This window comes from Allobosea spartocytisi (assembly GCF_014764685.1).
In the GTDB taxonomy this organism is placed as follows: domain Bacteria; phylum Pseudomonadota; class Alphaproteobacteria; order Rhizobiales; family Beijerinckiaceae; genus Allobosea; species Allobosea spartocytisi.
On sequence record NZ_JACXWY010000003.1, the window covers coordinates 368,818 to 389,635 of the forward strand.

The following is a 20,818-nucleotide window of genomic DNA, read 5'->3' on the forward strand; positions in this document are numbered from 1 at the left end:
GCGCGCGAGTCGAGTCGCGAAGTCGTACGACTTTCGGAATTTCCGGGCCGACGGGCGTGCCGTCAGCGCCCCGCCAGGATCTCCGCGACCTGCGGGATGTCCTTGTCGCCGCGGCCGGAGAGGCTGACCACCATCAGATGGTCCTTCGGCTTCTGCGGGGCGAGTTCAGCGACGCGCGCCAGCGCATGCGCGCTTTCGAGCGCGGGAATGATGCCTTCCAGCCGCGAGAGAAGCTGGAAGGCTTCCAGTGCCTCTTCGTCGGTGGCCGAGAGGTATTTCACCCGGCCGACATCGTGCAGCCAGGAATGCTCCGGCCCGATGCCGGGATAGTCGAGCCCGGCCGAGATCGAGTGCGCGTCCTTGATCTGCCCGTCGTCGTCCATAAGCAGGAAGGTGCGGTTGCCGTGCAGCACGCCGGGGCGTCCGCCGGTGAGCGAGGCAGCATGCAGGCCGCTCGGGATGCCGTGGCCAGCGGCCTCGACGCCGTAGATCTCGACGCTGGAATCGTCGAGGAAGGGGTGGAACAGCCCCATCGCGTTCGAGCCGCCGCCGATGCAGGCGATCAGCGAATCCGGCAGGCGGCCTTCGGCTTCCTGCATCTGCTCGCGGGTCTCCCTGCCGATGATCGACTGGAAATCGCGCACCATCGCCGGATAGGGATGGGGCCCGGCAACCGTGCCGATGCAGTAGAAGGTCGTCGCGACATTGGTCACCCAGTCGCGCAGCGCCTCGTTCATGGCGTCCTTCAGCGTCTTCGTGCCGGATTCGACCGGCACGACGGTGGCGCCGAGCATCTGCATGCGGAAGACGTTGGGCGCCTGACGGGCGACGTCGACCGCGCCCATATAGACGATGCATTCGAGCCCGTAGCGGGCGCAGAGCGTCGCGGTCGCGACGCCGTGCTGGCCGGCGCCGGTCTCGGCGATGATCCGCTTCTTGCCCATGCGCCGCGCCAGCAGGATCTGGCCGAGCACGTTGTTCACCTTGTGGGAGCCGGTATGGTTCAGCTCCTCGCGCTTCAGATAGATCTTGGCGCCATCGAAATGCTCGGTCAGGCGCTCGGCGAAATAGAGCGGCGAGGGCCGGCCGACATAGTGCTTCAGCCCATAGGCCATCTCGGCGTGATAGGCCGGGTCGGCCTTGGCGGCGTTGTAGGCTTCCTCCAGCTCGAGGATCAGCGGCATCAGCGTCTCGGCGACGAAGCGGCCGCCGAACATCCCGAAGCGGCCGTTCTCGTCCGGGCCGTTGCGGTAGCTGTTCGGGCTGGAGGGGGCGTTCATGCCGTCAAACCTTCCTGCATTGCCGCCGCGGCCTTGCGGGCCGATGCGATGAATTCCGCGATCCGGGCCGGATCCTTGACGCCCGGCGCGCGCTCGACGCCGCTTGATACGTCAACGCCGGCCGGCCGGGCCACCCGGATCGCCTCCGCGACATTCGCCGGATCGAGCCCGCCCGATAGCATGAAGCGCAGCGCAGGGTCGAGGCCGGTCAGCAATGTCCAGTCGAAGGCGCGGCCATGCCCGCCGGGGAAGGCGGCGTCCTTCGGCGGCTTGGCATCGAGCAGGATGCGATCGACCATGGCTGCATAGCGCGGGACGCGATCCAGATCGGCCGCCGTCGCGACGCCGAGCGCCTTCATCACCGGCCTACCGCTCGCCGAGGCGATGGCCGCGGCGAGCTCCGGCGATTCCGAGCCATGCAATTGCAGCCGGTCCGGCTTCAGCAATTCCACCAGGTCGGCCGCGCGCTTTTCGTCCCAATCGACGATCAGCGCGACGATTTCCGCCTTGCCGCGCGCCTGTGCGGCGAGTTCCGCAGCGCGTTCCGGCGTGACGAAGCGCGGGCTCTTCGGATGGAAGACGAAGCCGATCATGTCGGCGCCGCCGCTGAGCGCCGCGTCCAGCGTCTCGGGAGTCGAGAGGCCGCAGATCTTGATCGTTAAGGTTGCGTTTACCATCGTTCCGTCTTAGCGCCGGTTTGAAAGCCTTCACGCCGAGGGCTTCGATTGCCGGACGGGCATCTAGCATAGTCGCGTCATCTGCGCAGTGGGCCGATTCCATGCCACACTTGCGACATGGTGGCGAAGGAAGCGATGCTGTGACGGGGCGAAGACAAGGGGCGTAGCCGGTTTCGCGATGCGGTGGAGCGTATTGACCATTGCGGCGGCCCTGCTCGCCATCCTCGGCGTCACCGCCGCAGCCCTCTATATCTATAACCAGCCGCGCACGCTGCGCCTCGCAGTGGGGCCGCTCGGCTCGGAGGATGCGCGCATGGCCGCCGCCTTCGTGCAGGGGCTCAACCGGGACAAGGCCGATGTCCGCATCCGCCTCCTCCTGACCGAGGGGGCCGAGGACAGCGCGAAGCGGATCGATGCCGGTGAAGCCGACCTCGCCTTGCTTCGGGCCGATATCGCCATGCCCTCGACGGCCGACACCGTGCTCATCACCCGTCGGACCTTTCCCTTCATCATCACGACGAAGGAGACCGCGATCGGCCGCATCGCCGATCTGCGCGGCCGCAGGATCGGTGTCGGACGCAATCCGGCCGGCAATATCGTGCTGCTGAAGCGGGTGCTGGGGCAGTATGAGGTGAGGCCGGAAGAGGTCGAGATCGTCGGGCTGACGCAGGACGAGATCGTCACCGCGGCGAAGGACAGGCGCATCGACGCCTTCTTCTCGATCAATGCGGTCGGCTCCCACACCAACAATGACGGTTTGCGCCGGCTGCGCGAGGCCTGGGGCGAGGACCCGGTGCTGATCCCGATCCGCGAAGCCGATGCGCTCGCGGCCCATTACCGCGCGATCGAGACCGGCGAGATCGTGCGCGGCGCGCTGGGCGGCGACCCGCCGCGCCCGGCCGAAAGCCTGCAGACCATCGCGATCACCTCGCGCCTCGTCGCCGCCCAGAGCCTCGACGACACGCTCGTCGGCAACCTGACCAAGGACATCCTCGCGCTCAGGCTCACGCTGGCGAGCGAGCTGCCCGCGATCCAGGCGCTGGAGACGCCCTCGACCGACAAGGATGCGCCCCTGCCGGTCCATACCGGCGCCGCCGCCTATATCGATGGCGAGCAGGAGAGCTTCTTCGACCGCTATGGCGACTGGTTCTATATCGGCGCGATGGCGCTGTCGGCGCTCGGCACCGGCGCGGCCACGATCCTCGGCCGCGAGGGCGCGACCCGCCGCCGCCGCGCCATGGCCGGCCTCGACACGCTGCTGGAGCTGCTCGGCACCATCCGCTCCTGCGAGGACGAGGCGGAACTGGCCCGGCTCGGCCGCGAGGCGGACATGGTCCTGACCCGCGTGCTCGCCGATTATGCCAAGGGCGATCTCGATGCGGCCGCGCTCGCGGCCTACCGCCTCGCCATCGATCAGGTCGGCCGGGCGGTCGCCGAGCGGCAGCGGGCGCTGGCCGAAGGTTGAGCCCGTTCACCTTTCGGCACCGGCTGCGGTTGCCGAAACGGCCGCCAACGTTTATGTGCAGCGCAACGAATTCCAGATTCACGTGAAACGGGCTGCGCCGGCAGGGCTTTGAACCTGACCGGCTCGTGGCCTTGAAAGCAAGGCCCTATCCGCATGTCCATGCGCAACATCGCCATCATCGCGCACGTCGACCATGGCAAGACCACGCTCGTCGACAAGCTGCTGCAGCAGTCCGGCACCTACCGCGACAACCAGCGCGTCATCGAGCGCGTGATGGATTCCAACGACCTCGAGAAGGAGCGCGGCATCACCATCCTGGCCAAGGCGACCTCGGTCGTCTGGAAGGATACGCGCATCAACATCGTCGACACCCCCGGCCACGCCGATTTCGGCGGCGAGGTCGAGCGCATCCTGAACATGGTCGATTCGGCCATCGTGCTGGTCGACGCGGCCGAGGGCCCGATGCCGCAGACCAAGTTCGTGGTCTCCAAGGCGCTGAAGCTCGGCCTCAAGCCCATCGTGGCGATCAACAAGGTCGACAAGCCCGACGCCCGCACCACCGAAGTCATCAATGAGGTCTTCGATCTCTTCGCCGCGCTCGACGCGACCGACGAGCAGCTCGACTTCCCGATCCTCTACGGTTCGGGCAAGCAGGGCTGGATGGCGCATGATCCGGCCGGCCCGCAGGACCAGGGCCTGGCCCCGATGTACGACCTGATCCTCTCGCATGTGCCCGAGCCGCGCGTCGAGGAAGGCCCGTTCCGGATGATCGGCACGCTGCTGGAGGCCAACCCCTATCTCGGCCGCATCATCACCGGCCGCGTGGTCTCCGGCACGGCCAAGCCGAACCAGCAGATCAAGGTGCTCTCGGGCGACGGCTCCACCGTCGAGACCGGCCGCATCACCAAGATCCTCGCCTTCCGCGGCCTCGAGCGCACGCCGATCGAGGAAGCGATTCCGGGCGACATCGTCTCGATCGCGGGCCTGGTGAAGGGCTCGGTCGCCGACACCTTCTGCGACCCCTCCGTCACCGAGCCGATCGAAGCCCAGCCGATCGACCCGCCGACGGTGTCGATGACCTTCATGGTCAACGACTCGCCGCTCGCCGGCACCGAGGGCGACAAGGTCACCACCCGCGTCATCCGCGACCGCCTGCTCAAGGAGGCCGAGGGCAATGTCGCGCTGAAGATCGAGGAAGCCTCCGACAAGGACAGCTACATCGTCTCCGGCCGCGGTGAACTCCAGCTCGCGATCCTAATCGAGACGATGCGCCGCGAGGGCTTCGAGCTCGGCGTTTCGCGTCCCCGCGTGGTGCTCAAGCGCGACGAGAGCGGCCAGCTCCTGGAGCCGATCGAGGAGGTCATCATCGACGTCGACGAGGAGCATTCCGGCGTCGTCGTGCAGAAGATGTCGGAGCGCAAGGCCGACATGCTGGAGATGCGTCCCTCCGGCGGCAATCGCCTGCGCCTGATGTTCCATGCCCCGACGCGCGGCCTGATCGGCTATCAGGGCGAACTCCTGACCGACACGCGTGGCACGGCGATCATGAACCGCCTGTTCCATGACTATCTCCCCTACAAGGGCGAGATCGGCGGACGCCGCAACGGCGTGCTGATCGCGATGGAGACCGGCGAGGCCGTGGCCTATGCGCTGTGGAACCTCGAGGATCGCGGCCCGATGATGATCGAGCCCGGCTGGAAGGTCTATCAGGGCATGATCGTCGGCGAGCACACCCGCGAGAACGACCTCGAGGTGAACGTGCTCAAGGGCAAGAAGCTCACCAACATCCGCACGACGTCGAAGGACGAGGCCGTGCGCCTGACGCCGCCGATCCGCATGACGCTGGAGCGCTCGCTGGCCTGGATCGACGACGACGAGCTCGTCGAGGTCACGCCGAAGTCGATCCGCCTGCGCAAGGCCATCCTCGACCCCAACGAGCGCAAGCGCTCGCAGAAGATGAAGGCCGAAGTGGCCTGATCGGCAATGCCCGGGTCCTGACCCGGGCATTTTTTTGATCTGAAGCCGGGTCTGCGCTCAGCGCAGCCCGAGGATGACGCACCGGGCGATTGCCCTCGCGCACGCGCTCTGGTCCTCTGCCCGCCTCCAGATCATCGCGCGTCCGACCGGACGCGGTCACGGTGATCTATCACGGTGTTATCGCATCGGATTTTTCCGAAAAGTGGAGCCCGCTTTTCGGTCCGATGCGAAAGGGGAAGGACCATCGCCATGCAGTTCCGCAATCTCGGCCGCTCGGGCCTGCGCGTCTCGCTCGTCGGCCTCGGCTGCAACAATTTCGGCGGCCGCATCGATCTCGAGGCGACGCGCAAGGTCGTCGACGCGGCCATCGAGCACGGCATCACGCTGTTCGACACCGCCGACATCTATGGCGAGAAGGGCGGTTCGGAGACCGCGCTCGGCCAGGTGCTGGGCGCGCGCCGCAAGGACATCGTGCTCGCTTCCAAATTCGGCATGAAGATGTTCCATGGCGGCGAGGGCGGCTCTCGCCGCTACATCATGACCGCCGTCGAAGAGTCGCTGCAGCGGCTGAAGACCGACTGGATCGATCTCTACCAGTTCCACAAGCCCGACCCGCTGACGCCGATCGACGAGACGCTGCGCGTGCTGGAAGACCTCGTGACCCAGGGCAAGGTCCGCTATATCGGCTGCTCCAACATGGTCGCCTGGCAGGTCGCCGATGCGCAATGGACGGCGCGCGATCTCGGCCTCACCGGCTTCGCCTCGGCGCAGGACGAGTACAGCCTGCTGAAGCGCGGCGCCGAGAAGGATCTGATCCCGGCGATCGCCCATTACGGCATGGGTCTGCTGCCCTATTTCCCGCTCGCCAATGGCGCGCTCACCGGCAAGTACAAGCGCGGCGCGGCGATGCCGGAAGGCGCGCGGCTGACCAAGCTGCCGGAGCGCGCCGGCCAGATCTTCAGCGAGGAGAACTGGCTGAAGATCGAGGGGTTGACCGCCTTCGCCGAGCAGCGCGGCCACAGCCTCGTCGAGCTCGCCTTCTCCTGGCTGGCGGCGCAACCGGTCGTCTCCAGCGTCATCGCCGGCGCGACCAAGCCGGAACAGATCGCGGCCAATGTGAAGGCGGCCGACTGGGCCCTGACGGCGGGAGAGCTGGCGGAGATCGATGAGATCGTGAAGTAGGCAGGAACCGTCCCCTCTCCCCTTGCGGGAGAGGGTGAGGGTGAGGGATCTCGCGACGCTGATCGCTAGCGATCCAAGCCGGTGCGCGCCCTCATCCGTCTCGGCTTCGCCGCGCCGCCTTCTCCCGCAGGGGAGAAGGCGGCGCCATTCCTGACAGCTTCGTGCATCCCGTCGCGCCATCGCCATGGACCGCCCGCGCGCGCCCGCTTATGGTCCGCGCCATGAGCGATAAAGCCACGACCGCCCCCGCCCTGAAGCCCGGCGACCACCTCTTCCTGGTCGACGGCTCGAACTTCATTTTCCGGGCCTATTTCCAGTCGATCAACCAGGACCGGAAATACAATGCCCGTTCTGACGGCTTGCCGTCCGGAGCGGTCCGGCTCTTCGCCACCAAGCTCTTTCAGTTCGTGCGCGAGGGCGTGCTCGGCGTCAGGCCGACCCATCTCGCCATCGTCTTCGACAAGTCGGAGAACTCGTTCCGCAAGGCGATCTACCCGGCCTACAAGGGCAACCGCTCGGAGCCGCCGGCCGATCTCATTCCCCAGTTCCCGCTGATGCGCGAGGCGGTGCGCGCCTTCGGACTGATCCCGGTCGAGCAGGATGTCTACGAGGCCGATGACCTGATCGCGACCTATGCGAAGCAGGCGCGCGAGGCCGGCGCCGATGTGCTGATCGTCTCCGCCGACAAGGACCTGATGCAGCTGGTGCGGCCGGGTGTCGCCATGTACGACCCCGCCTCGGGCGACCAGAAGAAGGGCGCGGGCTTCCGCGCCGAGCGTCGCATCGGCGAGCCGGAGGTGGTCGAGTATTTCGGCGTCACGCCCGACAAGGTCACCGATGTGCAGGCGCTCGCGGGCGATGCCACCGACAACGTGCCGGGCGCGCCCGGCATCGGCATCAAGACGGCGGCCCAGCTTATCGGCGAATATGGCGATCTCGAAACCCTGCTGGCGCGGGCCGGCGAGATCAAGCAGCCGAAGCGCCGGGAGACGCTGACCAATCCCGAGGTCGTCGAGAAGGTCCGGATCTCGCACAAGCTCGTCACGCTCGTGGACGACGTGAAGGTCGAGACGCCGCTGGAGACCCTGACGCTCGATCAGCCCGACCCGGCCAAGCTCATCGCCTTCCTCAAGGCGATGGAGTTCACCACCATCACCAAGCGCGTCGCCGAGGCCTATGAGGCGGATGTCGGCGCCGTCGATGCCGATCCCGCGCTGGCTCCCGGCGGTTCGCGCGCGGCCGAGCTCAAGGCGCTCTATGCCGGCGCCGATGTCATCGAGGACGCGGTTTCCGACGTGACGCCGGCCGCCCCGTCAGCCTCGGCCACTCTGCCCGAAGCGACCGGCGGCGAAGCCGGCTGGATGAAGCCCGCCGATCTCGCCGCATCCCGCAAGAACGAGGCGATCGCGGGCAAGATCGACCGCTCCACATATGAATGCGTGCGCGGGCTCGCCGATCTCGAACGCTGGATCGGCTGGGCCTATGAGGCCGGCCATGTCGCCCTCGATACCGAGACCAATTCGCTCGATGCGATGCAGGCCGATCTCGTCGGCATCTCGCTCGCGGTCGCGCCCGGCCGCGCCTGCTACATCCCGCTGCAGCATCGCGCCGGCGATGGCGGGCTCTTCGACGAAGGTCTGCTGCCCGAGCAGATTCCGTTGGCGCAGGCTGTCGCCGCCCTGAAGCCCCTGCTGGCCGACAAAAGCGTGCTCAAGATCGGCCAGAACCTCAAATACGACCTGCTGGTTCTGGAACGCCACGGCCTCACCGTGTCCGCGATCGAGGACACGATGCTGATCTCCTATGCGCTCGATGCCGGCAGCAACAGCCACGGCATGGACCGGCTCTCCGAGCTCCATCTCGGCCATGAGACGATTCCGTATGCGCAGGTCGCCGGCAGCGGCAAGTCGCAGATCACCTTCGACAAGGTGCCGCTCGACAAGGCGACCGACTACGCCGCCGAGGATGCCGACGTCACGCTCAGGCTCTGGCTCGCGCTGAAGCCACGGCTTGCCACCGAGAAGAAGACCGCCGTCTACGAGGTTCTGGAACGGCCGATGGTCGCCGTGCTCGCCGCGATGGAGACGCGCGGCATCGCCATCGACCGGCAGATCCTCTCCCGCCTCTCCGGCGATTTCGCGCAGGGGCTGGCGCGGCTGGAGGACGAGATTTACGAGCTCGCCGGCGAGAAGTTCACCATCGGCAGCCCGAAGCAGCTCGGCGACATCCTGTTCGGCAAGATGGGGCTGGCAGGAGCCAAGAAGACCGCGACCGGCCAATGGGCGACGGGCGCCGGCGTGCTCGAAGACCTCGCGGAGCAGGGCCATCCGCTGCCTTCCAAGATTCTGGAGTGGCGCCAGCTTGCCAAGCTGAAATCGACCTATACGGACTCGCTGCCCGCCTATGTGAACCCGCAGACCAACCGGGTCCACACCTCCTATGCGCTGGCGGCGACGACGACGGGCCGGCTCTCCTCCTCCGAGCCCAATCTGCAGAACATCCCGATCCGCACCGAGGCCGGGCGCAAGATCAGGACGGCCTTCATTCCGGAAAAGGGCTTCAAGCTGGTCTCGGCCGATTACAGCCAGATCGAACTGCGCCTGCTCGCCCATATCGCCGAGATCCCGCAGCTCCGGCAGGCTTTCGCGGATGGCATCGACATCCATGCGATGACGGCCTCCGAGATGTTCGGCGTTCCCGTCCAGGGCATGCCGAGCGAGGTGCGCCGCCGCGCCAAGGCGATCAATTTCGGCATCATCTACGGCATCTCGGCCTTCGGGCTGGCCAACCAGCTCGGCATCGGCCGCGAGGAGGCCAGCGCCTATATCCGCAAGTATTTCGAGCGCTTCCCCGGCATCCGCGACTATATGGACCAGACCAAGACCCATGTGCGCGTCCATGGCCAGGTCACGACGATCTTCGGCCGCGTCTGCCATTTCCCCGCGGTGGCCTCGAAGAACCCGTCCGAGCGCGCCTTCGTCGAGCGCCAGGCGATCAACGCGCCGATCCAGGGCTCGGCCGCCGACATCATCCGCCGGGCGATGATCCGCATGGACGCGGCGCTCGCCGCCCAGCGGCTCAATGCCCGCATGCTGTTGCAGGTCCATGACGAGCTCGTCTTCGAGGTTCCCGACGAGGAGGTCGAGAAGACGCTGCCGGTGATCGAGAGGGTGATGATCGAGGCGCCGCATCCGGCCGTGCAGCTCAGGGTGCCGCTCGCCGTCGAGGCCCGCGCCGCCGGCAACTGGGACGAGGCGCACTGAAGCCTCGCCCCGTCGCCGGCTGCGGAACAGAAGCAGGTCCGCCTGCGTTGGCGCCCTGAGAGAGACCCGCATCAGGCGGGTCTCTTGCGGCCAACGTCCAGTCCGGACACCATTGGTCTTCACGGCATCGAGCGACAGGAAACCAGCGTCATGGCAAGAACGACATCTCCGAAACGTTCGGCGGCCGCGGCCGTCAAGGACGCCAAGGCCGGGATCGAAGCCGGCACCGAGGATGTCGCGCAGAAAGCGCGCCGCGCCGGTGCCCGTGCCAAGCGTCAGGCGAGCGCGCTCGAGGAGACCCTGACCCGCAGCGCCGAGGATATCGCCGCAACCGTCAGCGACCGGCTGCGCTCCGTCGGCGTCGATACCGACCGGATGGTCGACGTCGCCAAGGAACAGGCGACCGAATTGCAGAAGCTGGTCGAGGACGAGATTCGCGAGCGGCCCCTGCGGGCGCTCGGGCTGGCGGCCGCCGTCGGCCTCTTCGTCGGCTACCTTTCGGCGCGATAGCCGATGTTCGGGGGGCTCGGTTCCTTCATCGCTTCGGAAGTCTCCGGAACGGTGAAACGCAACGCCACGGTCTTCGGCCTGTTCGCCTTCGCGGCCCTGCTGCTGCTCTGCGCCGGAGGCTATTCGCTCAATGCGCTGCACATCGTTCTGACGGAGCGCTATGGCGCGGTCGCAGCAAGCCTGTGGATCGCGGGCGGCCTCGCGATCTCGGCGCTGATCGCCTTCGGCATCGCGCTCTTCGTCAGGAACCGCCCGCGCCCGCAGCGCCCGATCGCCGCCACCGCGGCCTTCGCCGCCGCTCCGCTGGCTGCCAAGATGTTGACCTCGCGGACCGGATGGCGCATTGCGGCCCTGGCCGGAATCGCGGTGCTGGGCACCGTCCTCGGCCGGCAGCTTTTTTCGGGCGGTGACGGCGAGGACACGGATGACGCCTGAAGCGCCTCACCCGGCGCGGGTGGACGGAGGCTGTCTTTTTACATAGGGATACGGGTATGCGTCCTGTAACAGGACAGGCATGTCTGATCTCGTGAGGCCCCGGAACCGCTTGCCGCTCCCCGCCTTTCCCCTGCTCGGCGCGCGGCTGCGCTCAGCAACGATCACGATCGGCGCGATCGGCGTCGTCGCCATCGCGATCGTTCTGGCGGCCTGGATCAATCTGCAGGCGCGCCACGCCGCGGACCAGGTTTCGCACGCGATCGAGATCCGGGAACGGGCGGAACGCTTCCTCGGCCGGCTCCGCGATGCCGAGACCGGCCAGCGCGGCTATCTGCTGACCGGTCAGGCCGCCTATCTCGAACCCTTCACCGAAGGCAGTGCGACGGCCGGTCCGGAGCTCGACGTGCTCGAGGCGCTGGTCGATGCCGACCCTGCCCAGAAGCAGCGCGTGGCCAGCCTGCGCGAGACCATGCGGCTCAAGCTCACCGAGCTGAACAGGACGATCGAACTCACGCGCAACGGGCGCCGCGAGGAGGCCGTCGCCATGATGCGCGACGGGCCCGGCATCGCCACGATGGACAAGCTGCGCGACGCGGTCCAGGAAATCCAGCAGACGGAGAACATCCGCCTGCGCTCGCTCTACCGCAGCGAGGAACGGCGACGCCTTTGGGGAAGCACCGGCATCGTCGTCGCGCTTGCCGGGCTGGCCTTCGCCGCCTGGCAACTCCTGCGCAGGCGCCAGCGTCGCAGCACGGAGCTGGCGGTCAGCAATGCCGAGCTCGAGCAGATGGTCAACGATCGGACCCGTGAGCTCGAAGGCGAGCGCCTGCGCATCGAGGCGCTGCTGCGTGACGTCAATCACCGCGTCGGCAACAACCTCGCCATGGTCTCCGCATTGCTGAACGTGCAAAGCCGGCAGACGCGCGAGCCTGCGGTCAAGGCGGCGCTGGGGCAGGCGCAGTCACGCATCCAGGCGATCGCCGCCGGGCAAAGGCGGCTGCGCCTGGACATCGAGACCGATGCCATCGAGGCGCGTCCCTACATGGAGGACCTGCTCGCCGAGATCGGCAAATCGGCCGAGGGACGGCCGATCACGATCGACCTCGACATGGATTCGATCCGGCTGCCCGGCCGCGACGCGGTGTCCTACGTCGTCATCGTCAACGAGCTCGTCACCAATGCGATCAAGCATGCCTTTCCGGACAATATGGCCGGGCGGATCGCGATCCGCCTCGAACGCGCCGAGCAGGACGGCGAGCCCGCCCTGTCACTGTCGATCGAGGATGACGGCATCGGCATGCCGGCGGAGAACCACAGCAAGGGGCTCGGCCAGACCGTGATCGCGAGCCTGCTGCGCAGCATGCGGGCGACGATGACGACGCTGCCGCTTCACCCCGGCACCGACCGCCCGGGAACTCGTGTCACCGTGATTTTCCCGAAGCGCGACAGCGCCTGACCCCTGTGGCAGGCGGATCAGGCGATGCTTTCAGGAACGATGCCCCCGATCGCCGCCATGACGAAAGCCACGACCTCGCGCGTCGAGAAGGGCTTGCGCAGGAAGCGGGCCTGCCGCAGCGGCTTGGGCACCTCCTGCGGCGCCGAGCCGGACACGAAGGCGAAGGGAATGCCGGTCTTGCGCAGCGTGTCCGCGACTTCGAAGGTCTTGCCGTCGACGACGTCGATGTCGAGCAGGGCGCAGGAGAGCTGCCCGGCTGCAGCCCGCCGGGCCTGAGCCACGGATTCGACGACGATGAGCTCGGCCGCCTCGCCGAGCTGCTCCGCCACCGCCATTTCGATGTCCATGGCGATGAACGGGTCGTCTTCGACAATCAGAACGCGAACAGCAGCCATTGAAACGGCTTTCTCACTCACTTCAACCTGTTACCCCCCAACGTAACAGGGGTCACGATGTTCCTGCCTCAAACGCGCCGCGGCCAGGATTACATCCGGTTTGACTCAATTCTGCCGGATCACGGTTAGCAAAGGGTAAGCGCCCCCTCCCACGCGATCAGCGCCGGCGCCCGGTACCGGAGCTCGCGAGCGTCAACTCGAATTGCGTGACGCCACCGGCGGCATTGAAGCCGCGCGTCGTCTGAATCGCACGCGGCTGCAAGCTGACCTTGTCATCCTCGCCGCCGATCAAGGGCGATGAGGCGGCACCGCTTGCGGGCGCGGCGGCGGCCGTCTGCGCCGTGTAGCGGCCGTTCAGCGCGCCGAGCGGAGCGCGCGCATAAGGGCCGTAGACATGCCAGGACATCGTCGTGGGGCGGATCGAGCCGAGATCGAGGCCGAACTGGCGGACGATGCCGGTATAGTACTGCATCGGCCCTCGCCTCGGCCTGAAACGGCATTCGAGCGGCTTTTGCGTCTTCACGGCCGCCCCGAAGCTCGCCCCGACCGTACAGGACAGCCGCCCGGTCGGAGGCCCCGACTGCGCCCGCGCCGGGACCGGGCCGAACAGGCAGGCGAGCGCGGCCGCGGCGCCGAAGCATGACGTGTAGTGCCGAATGCTCATCTTGAAAGCTCCCGCCAGAGGACTCACCGCCCGGATCGCAACGCAATCTGGGTGATCATGCATTCCCTATCAATATGCGAAGACGGATGCACCGTTCGGGTCGATTTCGACACGATCGGGTCCGGCTCCGGGTGACCCAACGAAACGCCTCAAGATGCCCACAGTTCCGGCATAATGGAACCACCGAGAGCCTGTTGCGTTGCGGCTTCATCCTGGCATGGGAATGTCGATGTCCGTGAGTCGCCTGCGTGGGAAAACCCCGACACCCCCGGAGCCGACCGCCGGGCCGGATTTGCACGTGCCGCCGTTCTGGGAGCTCGAGGATCTGCTCGCCGACGGGCTCGCATGCGAGGCGGCCCTTCAGGTGATGGCCGCCCGCCGCGCCGCGCTGAGGCTGGTCGACGGCTCGGAGCCTGAGGCCGACCCGGCCAGTGAGCTCGCCGCCCGCCGCTTCAAGCTGATCTTCTGAGCGCAAGACGACCGCGAACCTATTGGCAGAAGCGCGAGGCATGCGTGCGGCGCTCCTGAATGTCGATGTGCAGATGATTGGCGTGGGCGGCATCCGAGCCGGGCCCCAGCGCCGTCATGAACGCGCCGCAGGCCGATTGGCGCACGGCCGTCAGGAACCGGTTCTGAGCCAGGCCGGCCGGCTTCTCCACCGAAACCTGCGTCGCGGCTTTCCCCTCGCCGAGGTGGAACGCAAAGATGTCGAGCGCCTTGCCCGTGGCATGCTCGCTGACGGGCCCGGCCGAGGCGCGGTTGCGTCGGCGGCATTCATGCCCGCCGCCGACGCGCAATTCGGTGAGATCGCTGTCGAAATGTCCCCGTGCCAGCGGCCGGACGCTGTCGTCGAGCCAGCCCGCGACGGTCTTCGCCATGGCGCAGCTCAGCGTCACCGGCGGCGCGAAGGTGACGGTGCCCGCGCCCGCCGTCCCGGTTGCGCGGAGGGCAAGCGCCTTCACGATGACGGGCTCGTCGACGCGGCAGGCGGGATCGCCCTGCGCGAGCTTCGGATCGGCGGCCTCGATGCTGTTGCCCGGGATTGCCTGGAGAGCCGCCAGGCAGGACGTTTCCCCGCCCGGGGGTAGCGCTTCCGGCCGCTCGCTGGCGAGAGGCTGCGCGGCAGCGCCCCCCAGAGCTGCGGCAGGCCGCATCGTCTGCTGCTCAGTGGAAGGGCCAAGCTCGGCCGGCCGGACCGGCGGAAGCTCTCGCGAAAACGCCCCGCCGTCCTTCCGCGACGCCTGCGCGGCGGCAGGCGCGTCGGAAAGAAGCGGCAAGCCGCAACAGAGAGCCAATGCCACAGCGAGGCTGCGAGCGGGCCGGATCAGCCGTCGAGGGCCGAAGCGCTGGCCACCGCAATGCTGGTCAATGCCGCGAGCGCCAGCGAGAGAATCTCGTTGCTGATCGCTCCAGGCTGCACCGTTCCGGAAAACAACGCAGCCGCAACCGTCGCCGCGCCCCCTGCTGCAACCACGAAGGTCGTTGCCATGGCCCACACCCTCCCCAACTGCAAACCAACCCGACATCAAGTCGCGAACGCAGCGTGACGAGGCTTGTTCCGCAGCGTGCGCCAAAAGCAAGGCCCGCAGCGAAGGCGAGCCCAATTATCCTTCACAGATCCTTCACGCCGCCTTCCGGCCGGCCCGGCGATCGAAGAACAGCGCCTGGCTGATCGCGGCCTTCACCGCCTCGGGCTGGAACGGCTTGGTGATGAGGAAGGCCGGCTCCGGCCTGTCGCCCGTCAAAAGCCGCTCCGGATAGGCGGTGATGAAGATCACCGGCACGTCAATCGAGGTCAAGATCTCGTTAACGGCGTCGAGACCGGAGCTGCCATCGGCCAGCTGAATATCGGCGAGCACGAGCCCGGGGCGCTTCTTGGCGACCAGAGCGATCGCCTCGCGCTGGGTGCGCGCAATGCCGGTGACGCTGTGGCCGAGCTCCTCGACCATCGTCTCGATGTCGAGCGCGATGATCGGCTCGTCCTCGATGATCAGGACATCGGTCGCGACCTGCTCGGCGATTTCCTGGCCCGCGATCTGAACCAGCGCGGCGGCGTCCGGGGACGAGATTTCCATGATCGCTGCAACCTCCTCGATCGAGAAGCCCTCCACGGTCCGTAGCAGGAAGGCCTGGCGCGGACGCGGCGTCAGTGCCTCGAGATTGCGCTCGGCCGGCGAGTTACCGAGCTCGACGACCGTCTCGCGCGTGTCGATTCCGACCGAGGACCAGAGCTTGAGGAAGGTCCGGTAGAGCCCGATGCGCGGGTCCAGGTCACGGGGAAAGCTGGAGGGGTCGGCGATGAGCGCTTCCAGCATGGCGACGACATGCGCGTCGCCGCTGGTCTGCGTGCCGCTCAACGCGCGAGCGAAGCGGCGCAGGTAAGGAAGATAAGGCGCAATTTCCTTGGCTATCGTCATCAAACCGTCCTTTTTATTGTGCGCGGATAATGACTTAGGTACCGCAGGAGACAAGCAATTTATTTTTTTGGAAAGTGGGAACCTTTCAAGAGGGAGGCTGTTATTAGGGCGCATTGGTGTCGCCGTCGCCGCCCGAGGCTGGTTCCGCCATGATCGGAAGTTACATGCGGGACCTGCTGGAAAAGCAGGCCTGGTCTCGGCGCGAGGGCTGATATGACGAATCTGGATGCTGCAATGCCTGATCCCGGAGGCGACAACGACGATCTCGACATGGTTCTCGATCCCAGGGTCCAGGAATCCATCGGCCGCTCGCTGAAGGCGCATTACGACGACATCGTGAACGCGCCGATACCCGACAAGTTTCTCGTGCTGCTGGCGCAGCTGGAGGCGACGGAGCAGCGCGCAGGCGGAGCGTCGTCCCATGAGTGCCAATGACTGCAAGGCGAGCGACTTCAAGGCCAATGAGTTCAAGGACGGCCTGATCAAGGAGATTCCGAATCTCCGCGCCTTCGCCGCCTCTCTCTCCGGCTCGATGCAGCTCGCCGACGATCTCGTTCAGGACACGCTGCTCAAGGCCTGGGGCAATTCCGAGAAGTTCGAGCCGGGAACGAGCCTGCGCGCCTGGCTCTTCACCATCCTGCGCAACACCTATTATTCGCTCTACCGCAAGCGTGGCCGCGAGGTGCAGGACAGCGAAGGCACCTACGCCGAGCGTCTGGCGACGCATGGCAACCAGGAAAGCCATCTCGATCTCGCCGACTTCCGCAAGGCGCTGGCCAAGTTGCCCGAGGAGCAGCGCGAAGTGCTGATCATGGTCGGCGCGACCGGGCTCTCCTATGAGGAGGCGGCGGAGATCTGCGGCGTCGCGATCGGGACCATCAAGAGCCGTGTCAATCGTGCCCGCACCAAGCTCGCCGAACTCCTCTCCATTGGCAGCGTCGACGATCTCGGACCGGATCGGACCAGCGCTGCCGCCATGCAAAGGGCGGGCTCCGAACCAGTCGGCTCCTGAATGCGCCTAACGCGATTCAGCACTGTCCGGGGGCGCTTGCTGGCGCTGCTGATCGCGATCGCGCTTCCGATCGGCTGCGTGACCGCCCTGGCTGCGGCCACGGCCTATCGCACCATCACCGGCGCGATCGAGACCGCGCAGATCCGGGCGGCCGACGAGTTCGCCATTCGCACGCGGATCTGGTATCGCGGCGCCCTGCGCTCGCTCCTGTCCTTCGGCACGGCCACGGCCGAAGCCGGGCTTTCGCCCGAGCTTTGCAGGGAGGCCGGCCTCAAGATGCTCGCCCAGGTCCGCGGCTTCTCCGCCGTGCTGGTGCGCGGCGCCGACGGGCAGCTTTGCACCGCAGCGCTCGATGCCGGTATCGATGCGCAAACGCTGGATCGAACGGCGACGCGCCTGCGCGACCTTCCCGCCGTGGCGCCCTGGAGCGGCATCGATCTCGGCAAGTCGCATTACGACCAGGCCACGATCGGCAACCGGCGCTATCTCACCGTGCATACCGAAAATCCGACGGCATCCGGAGCGGGTCTGCGCGAGGCTCTGCTGCTGATCGAACCCGAGGTGCTGGAGAACGTCTTCGACCTCGGCGAGGGCGGCACGGACATGGAGGTCGCGCTCGTCTCGCAAGGCAGCGGCGTGGTCGCCAGCCGCGGCGACGGCGAGGCTCTGGGCTGGCTGCCGCGCGATGCCCGTCTCCCGCAGGCGCTTGAGCGCTGGCGCGCGCCGAGCCGCCAGGGCGACGAACGCGTCTATGTCGCGCGCATGGTCGCCGAACCCGATTTCTACGTCGTCGCCTCCTTCAACGATTCGCGCGAGCAGGCCGCGCGCATCCAGTTCGCAGTGCTCCTGCTCGCGCCGTTGCTGACATTGACCTTGCTGTGCATCGTCTATCTGCGCGCCATCGACCGGCACTGCGTGCGCTGGCTGCGCAGCATCGAGGCGGCGGCCCGCTCCCGTGCGACCGCGCGACGGGCGGCGCGTGCGGCCGTCGCCGACGACATGCCAAGCGACATCCGCAGCGTCGCCGAAGCCTTCAACATCATGGTGGACGAGCAGGAGGTGCGGCAGCGGCGCCTGCAGACCGCCCTCGACGACAACCGCTTCCTGGTGCGCGAACTGCATCATCGGGTGAAGAACAGCCTCCAGGTGGTGCAGAGTTATATCGGGCTGACCAAGCGCGACTATCGCGACGAGGCCAGGCTCGCCTTGGCTGACGCGGAATGCCGCGTCCACGTCCTGTCCGCAGCCTATCGCTTCACCCTCGCGGATGGCGAGATGCAACCGGTCCGGGTCGACCTGTTCCTCGAGGACGTCGTCACGATGATCTCGAACCTGATCCGCCGGCGCGATCAGTGGATCTCGGGCCGGATCGAGACAGCCGCGACCTTGTCGGTCGATCGCATCATCCCTCTTGGCTTTCTCGTCGCCGACGTCGCCTCACGCGTGCTGCGCAGCACGCCCGGGGTGCGGATCACGCTGACGGTCCACGATCTCGATGACACGACGATCGAGGTCGCGATCGAGGCCGACCGCGAGATCGTGCATCAGGAGCCCCCGCGCCTGTTCGCCGGCCTGCTCGCGCAGATCGAGGCGGTTCAGTCCGGACCGCCGGAGGGGCGCAATCTCGGGCGTTGGCGCGTCAGCCATAAAGGCTGAGACCGCTGCGCGGGCGGGTCTCCAGCGCGTCGGTCAGCAGGGCTTTTCCAGCGGAGCCTCAACCGGTTCGATCAGGACGCCGACGCTCAACCCCAGGAAGGCGCCCGGCGGCCCCGTGAAGCTACCGGCGATCGGCGATGCGTCCTCGGGGACACGCGCCACCGCAATGCGCAGAAGCTGGCGATCGGCGACGAGATCATTGGTCGGATCGAACTCGACCCAGCCATCGCCGGGGATGAAGACATCCGCCCAGGCATGCGTCAGGCCGACGGGCGAGATGAGCCCGGCCGCGTCCGGCGTCTGATCCTGGATATAACCGGTGACGAAGCGCGCCGCGAAACCCATGCGGCGCGCCAGCTCGATGAACAGCCAGGCGTAGTCGCGGCAGGAGCCGCTGCCGAGCAGCAGCGTGTCGGCCGGATGCTGGGTACCCTCGTCGTAGCGGACGGCGTAGCTCAGCCCGGCATGGATCGCATGGGCGAGATCACGCAGGAGATGGCCCGAGCCCGGGCCGAACCCGGCACGGAAATCGGCGAGCCAGCGCTCGATCACGCCGTCGGGATCGGCCGCGGCGAGGTGGAGATAGGGCTGCAGGACCATGCGTTCGCCGTCGCTGTAGACGACACCGGTCAAGGCCGCGCCCGGTGCGAGCCTGCTGCGCGGCAGCGCCGAACCGAAGCGCTCGAGCATCAATTCGCTGACGATCTCGAGCGTGTCGTGGGGTTCCGCGAATGTCGCGACGGCGACCGGGTTGCCATAGGCATCGTGCATCCAGCGCAGCATCGCAGGAGGCGAGATCGCCAGGGCGGTATCGACCAGCCGCAGATCAAAGCTGTCGCGCGGCCTGAGCATCAGCCGATGCGGGCCGAAGCTGACCGGCTCGGCATAGCGGTAGGTCGTGGCATGGCGGACACGCAGATGCATCGGTTCCCCTGTCGGCGCCCTTCACCCGCAAAAAACAAGCCGCCCCAGGGCGGCTTTGAAGTGCGGCGCGAGGATGCGCTGCGGGCTGAACGCGGAAAAGCGTGATTGGTTCCGCTGCTCCTAGAGCATTTTCGAGCGAAGTGGACACCGGTTTGCGTGAAGAAAATGCGATAAAACAAGGAGATCGGAGAAGCGCGGAAATGCTCTAGCGCAGGATCAGGGCGCGGACGCCATCCGCCATCGCCTGCTTCGACGGCGCCGGGATGCTGCGGCGGGCGGCGCTCTCGCTGCGGTCCGCCCGATCGACGGCGGCGAAGCGGGCTTCACCAGGCTGCGCATGACCCCGCAAGGCGGCGACAGTGGTCGAGCTCTGGTCGGTCGGCATCTGCAAGCCGGCGCCGAAGCTCAGGCCGGTCACCACGGCCGCCATGCAGCCGAAAAAGAACAAGGCGCGCTTGGCGGGGGCCAGGCTGTCGTTCAGCATCTTCGTCTCCCAACGCCTGCGCCAGCCCGGATGGGCCGGCTGTTACGAGATAGAAACGCAGCCGGACGGTTTCCGGTTCCCCGGGACGGGACGACGAAGGCAAAAGCCGGTCGAAACCGGCCCTCGTGGAACGCCGAACGGCTTCCCGGCGTTATTCGGCCGCCGGCGCAATCTTCCGCCGCGAGGGGGGAACAGATTCAATGATGAACCTCAATTCGAGGCCGGGCCGCATCGGCACGCCCTGCCTTGCCTGTCCTTTGCGCATGAAGCCCGCCTTCGAGGACAAGACCGATGACGAGATCCGTTTCATCCAGGCGATGAAGACGGATCACCGCAGCCTGAAGGCGGGGAGCGACATCATTAGCCCGGACCAGGAAAGCGCTGAGCTCTACACGCTCTTCTCGGGCTGGGCCTTCCGCTACAAATCCCTGCCGGACGGGCGCCGCCAGATCCTCAACTTTCTCCTGCCCGGCGACATCGTCGGCCTGCAGGCCTCCCTGCTCGCCGCGGCCCAGCACGGCATCGAGGCGCTCACCGATGTCGAACTCTGCGTTTTCCCGCGCAAACGGATCTGGGACCTGTTCGTGCGGATGCCCAATCTCGCCTATGAGCTCGCCTGGCTCGGCTCCCGCGAGGAGTCCATGATCGACGACAACCTGACCTCGGTGGGCCAGCGCAATGCCAGCGAGCGTATCGCGGCCCTCGTCATCACGCTCTATCGCCGCGCCGATGCGCTCGGGCTGGTCAGCGACGGCAGCTTCGACTTTCCCCTGTCGCAGCAACAGCTTGCCGATGCGCTCGGCCTCTCCCTCGTCCATACCAGCAAGACATGGTCGAAACTGCGCAAGGCGGGGCTGTTCACCATTTCCGGCGGACGGCTGACCCTACTGAATCCGCGCCTTACCGCCCGCATGGCCGCTGTCTACGAGCAAAGCAAAGCGCCGCGGCCGCTGATCTGACGCCATTTCGTGGCCAACGACCGAGATGGGGCTTGGCGAGAGGCCGGACTTGACCCCATATG

The 20,818-nt window shown here is 67.0% G+C and carries 21 protein-coding genes; 12 read left to right on the top strand and 9 right to left on the bottom strand.

What is annotated here, in order from left to right:
* Positions 1 to 62: 62 nt before the first annotated feature.
* On the bottom strand, positions 63 to 1,280 hold the full coding sequence (gene trpB / locus IED13_RS07130; RefSeq protein WP_191123778.1) for a tryptophan synthase subunit beta: 1,218 nt from the start codon (positions 1,278 to 1,280) through the stop codon (positions 63 to 65).
* On the bottom strand, positions 1,277 to 1,957 hold the full coding sequence (locus IED13_RS07135) for a phosphoribosylanthranilate isomerase (RefSeq protein WP_191123779.1): 681 nt from the start codon (positions 1,955 to 1,957) through the stop codon (positions 1,277 to 1,279). Before IED13_RS07135 ends, trpB begins: the two co-directional genes overlap by 4 nt.
* Positions 1,958 to 2,150: 193 nt before the next feature.
* On the opposite strand from IED13_RS07135, the gene IED13_RS07140 reads away from it, so the two are divergent.
* The 7 genes from IED13_RS07140 to IED13_RS07170 all read left to right on the top strand — a co-directional run bounded on the left by IED13_RS07140 (position 2,151) and on the right by IED13_RS07170 (position 12,245).
* Complete coding sequence (locus tag IED13_RS07140; protein ID WP_162719996.1) at positions 2,151 to 3,422, top strand: TAXI family TRAP transporter solute-binding subunit; 1,272 nt, start codon at positions 2,151 to 2,153, stop codon at positions 3,420 to 3,422.
* Between the two features lie 153 nt (positions 3,423 to 3,575).
* Entirely contained in the window at positions 3,576 to 5,399 is a 1,824-nt protein-coding gene (typA, locus tag IED13_RS07145; RefSeq protein ID WP_038365017.1) for a translational GTPase TypA, read from the top strand.
* A gap of 249 nt (positions 5,400 to 5,648) precedes the next feature.
* Positions 5,649 to 6,581 (top strand): aldo/keto reductase, encoded by a 933-nt coding sequence (locus IED13_RS07150; protein WP_191123780.1) that lies wholly within the window; start codon positions 5,649 to 5,651, stop codon positions 6,579 to 6,581.
* Positions 6,582 to 6,802: 221 nt separating this feature from the next.
* Positions 6,803 to 9,844, top strand: coding sequence for a DNA polymerase I (gene polA / locus IED13_RS07155; RefSeq protein ID WP_248312477.1), 3,042 nt, complete (start codon positions 6,803 to 6,805; stop codon positions 9,842 to 9,844).
* Between the two features lie 150 nt (positions 9,845 to 9,994).
* Complete coding sequence (locus IED13_RS07160; RefSeq protein WP_038365020.1) at positions 9,995 to 10,354, top strand: DUF883 C-terminal domain-containing protein; 360 nt, start codon at positions 9,995 to 9,997, stop codon at positions 10,352 to 10,354.
* Between the two features lie 3 nt (positions 10,355 to 10,357).
* Positions 10,358 to 10,789 carry a hypothetical protein gene (locus IED13_RS07165; RefSeq protein ID WP_191123782.1) on the top strand — a complete coding sequence of 144 codons (432 nt, stop codon included), beginning with the start codon at positions 10,358 to 10,360 and terminating at the stop codon, positions 10,787 to 10,789.
* Between the two features lie 79 nt (positions 10,790 to 10,868).
* Positions 10,869 to 12,245, top strand: a complete 1,377-nt coding sequence (locus IED13_RS07170) for a sensor histidine kinase (protein WP_191123783.1) — start codon at positions 10,869 to 10,871, stop codon at positions 12,243 to 12,245.
* Between the two features lie 17 nt (positions 12,246 to 12,262).
* Here the strand turns inward: IED13_RS07170 and IED13_RS07175 are convergent, their stop codons facing one another.
* Positions 12,263 to 12,640 carry a response regulator gene (locus IED13_RS07175; protein WP_112762414.1) on the bottom strand — a complete coding sequence of 126 codons (378 nt, stop codon included), beginning with the start codon at positions 12,638 to 12,640 and terminating at the stop codon, positions 12,263 to 12,265.
* A gap of 157 nt (positions 12,641 to 12,797) precedes the next feature.
* A complete protein-coding gene (locus IED13_RS07180) occupies positions 12,798 to 13,304 on the bottom strand; it encodes a DUF992 domain-containing protein (RefSeq protein ID WP_051988248.1) in 507 nt (168 codons plus the stop codon).
* A 298-nt stretch (positions 13,305 to 13,602) separates the two neighbouring features.
* Here IED13_RS07180 and IED13_RS07185 point away from each other — a divergent pair, with 298 nt between their 5' ends.
* A complete protein-coding gene (locus IED13_RS07185; RefSeq protein ID WP_166652920.1) occupies positions 13,603 to 13,773 on the top strand; it encodes a hypothetical protein in 171 nt (56 codons plus the stop codon).
* A gap of 19 nt (positions 13,774 to 13,792) precedes the next feature.
* On the opposite strand, the gene IED13_RS07190 is transcribed toward IED13_RS07185, so the two are convergent.
* The 3 genes from IED13_RS07190 to IED13_RS07200 all read right to left on the bottom strand — a co-directional run bounded on the left by IED13_RS07190 (position 13,793) and on the right by IED13_RS07200 (position 15,721).
* Complete coding sequence (locus IED13_RS07190) at positions 13,793 to 14,458, bottom strand: extensin-like domain-containing protein (RefSeq protein WP_191123784.1); 666 nt, start codon at positions 14,456 to 14,458, stop codon at positions 13,793 to 13,795.
* 170 nt (positions 14,459 to 14,628) lie between these two features.
* Complete coding sequence (locus tag IED13_RS07195; RefSeq protein WP_162719994.1) at positions 14,629 to 14,793, bottom strand: hypothetical protein; 165 nt, start codon at positions 14,791 to 14,793, stop codon at positions 14,629 to 14,631.
* Positions 14,794 to 14,926: 133 nt separating this feature from the next.
* Positions 14,927 to 15,721: a response regulator gene (locus IED13_RS07200; protein WP_038365029.1), complete on the bottom strand. Its 795-nt coding sequence runs from the start codon at positions 15,719 to 15,721 to the stop codon at positions 14,927 to 14,929.
* A gap of 234 nt (positions 15,722 to 15,955) precedes the next feature.
* Here IED13_RS07200 and IED13_RS07205 point away from each other — a divergent pair, with 234 nt between their 5' ends.
* Genes IED13_RS07205 through IED13_RS07215 form a run of 3 tightly spaced genes read left to right on the top strand, consistent with a single transcriptional unit; the run spans position 15,956 to position 18,389 of the window.
* Positions 15,956 to 16,156 carry a NepR family anti-sigma factor gene (locus IED13_RS07205; RefSeq protein WP_162719993.1) on the top strand — a complete coding sequence of 67 codons (201 nt, stop codon included), beginning with the start codon at positions 15,956 to 15,958 and terminating at the stop codon, positions 16,154 to 16,156.
* Positions 16,143 to 16,733, top strand: coding sequence for a sigma-70 family RNA polymerase sigma factor (locus IED13_RS07210; protein WP_038365035.1), 591 nt, complete (start codon positions 16,143 to 16,145; stop codon positions 16,731 to 16,733). The genes IED13_RS07205 and IED13_RS07210 overlap by 14 nt, the downstream gene beginning before the upstream one ends.
* A 36-nt stretch (positions 16,734 to 16,769) precedes the next feature.
* Complete coding sequence (locus IED13_RS07215) at positions 16,770 to 18,389, top strand: histidine kinase dimerization/phosphoacceptor domain -containing protein (protein ID WP_191123785.1); 1,620 nt, start codon at positions 16,770 to 16,772, stop codon at positions 18,387 to 18,389.
* 33 nt (positions 18,390 to 18,422) lie between these two features.
* On the opposite strand, the gene IED13_RS07220 is transcribed toward IED13_RS07215, so the two are convergent.
* Entirely contained in the window at positions 18,423 to 19,313 is an 891-nt protein-coding gene (locus IED13_RS07220) for a transglutaminase family protein (RefSeq protein ID WP_038365039.1), read from the bottom strand.
* 205 nt (positions 19,314 to 19,518) lie between these two features.
* A complete protein-coding gene (locus IED13_RS07225; protein WP_038365041.1) occupies positions 19,519 to 19,797 on the bottom strand; it encodes a hypothetical protein in 279 nt (92 codons plus the stop codon).
* 203 nt (positions 19,798 to 20,000) lie between these two features.
* Between IED13_RS07225 and IED13_RS07230 the strand changes: the two genes are divergently transcribed.
* Positions 20,001 to 20,756: a Crp/Fnr family transcriptional regulator gene (locus IED13_RS07230; RefSeq protein WP_208112850.1), complete on the top strand. Its 756-nt coding sequence runs from the start codon at positions 20,001 to 20,003 to the stop codon at positions 20,754 to 20,756.
* The last annotated feature ends 62 nt before the right edge of the window (positions 20,757 to 20,818 follow it).

Excerpts from the sequence above, each read along its gene's own strand:
- trpB (WP_191123778.1), bottom strand. The coding sequence starts at position 1,280 with ATGAACGCCCCCTCCAGCCCGAACAGCTACCGCAACGGCCCGGACGAG.
- IED13_RS07135 (WP_191123779.1), bottom strand. The coding sequence starts at position 1,957 with ATGGTAAACGCAACCTTAACGATCAAGATCTGCGGCCTCTCGACTCCC.
- typA (WP_038365017.1), top strand. The coding sequence starts at position 3,576 with ATGTCCATGCGCAACATCGCCATCATCGCGCACGTCGACCATGGCAAG.
- IED13_RS07150 (WP_191123780.1), top strand. The coding sequence starts at position 5,649 with ATGCAGTTCCGCAATCTCGGCCGCTCGGGCCTGCGCGTCTCGCTCGTC.
- polA (WP_248312477.1), top strand. The coding sequence starts at position 6,803 with ATGAGCGATAAAGCCACGACCGCCCCCGCCCTGAAGCCCGGCGACCAC.
- IED13_RS07160 (WP_038365020.1), top strand. The coding sequence starts at position 9,995 with ATGGCAAGAACGACATCTCCGAAACGTTCGGCGGCCGCGGCCGTCAAG.
- IED13_RS07165 (WP_191123782.1), top strand. The coding sequence starts at position 10,358 with ATGTTCGGGGGGCTCGGTTCCTTCATCGCTTCGGAAGTCTCCGGAACG.
- IED13_RS07170 (WP_191123783.1), top strand. The coding sequence starts at position 10,869 with ATGTCTGATCTCGTGAGGCCCCGGAACCGCTTGCCGCTCCCCGCCTTT.
- IED13_RS07175 (WP_112762414.1), bottom strand. The coding sequence starts at position 12,640 with ATGGCTGCTGTTCGCGTTCTGATTGTCGAAGACGACCCGTTCATCGCC.
- IED13_RS07180 (WP_051988248.1), bottom strand. The coding sequence starts at position 13,304 with ATGAGCATTCGGCACTACACGTCATGCTTCGGCGCCGCGGCCGCGCTC.
- IED13_RS07190 (WP_191123784.1), bottom strand. The coding sequence starts at position 14,458 with ATGCGGCCTGCCGCAGCTCTGGGGGGCGCTGCCGCGCAGCCTCTCGCC.
- IED13_RS07195 (WP_162719994.1), bottom strand. The coding sequence starts at position 14,793 with ATGGCAACGACCTTCGTGGTTGCAGCAGGGGGCGCGGCGACGGTTGCG.
- IED13_RS07200 (WP_038365029.1), bottom strand. The coding sequence starts at position 15,721 with ATGACGATAGCCAAGGAAATTGCGCCTTATCTTCCTTACCTGCGCCGC.
- IED13_RS07205 (WP_162719993.1), top strand. The coding sequence starts at position 15,956 with ATGCCTGATCCCGGAGGCGACAACGACGATCTCGACATGGTTCTCGAT.
- IED13_RS07210 (WP_038365035.1), top strand. The coding sequence starts at position 16,143 with ATGAGTGCCAATGACTGCAAGGCGAGCGACTTCAAGGCCAATGAGTTC.
- IED13_RS07220 (WP_038365039.1), bottom strand. The coding sequence starts at position 19,313 with ATGCATCTGCGTGTCCGCCATGCCACGACCTACCGCTATGCCGAGCCG.
- IED13_RS07225 (WP_038365041.1), bottom strand. The coding sequence starts at position 19,797 with ATGCTGAACGACAGCCTGGCCCCCGCCAAGCGCGCCTTGTTCTTTTTC.
- IED13_RS07230 (WP_208112850.1), top strand. The coding sequence starts at position 20,001 with ATGAACCTCAATTCGAGGCCGGGCCGCATCGGCACGCCCTGCCTTGCC.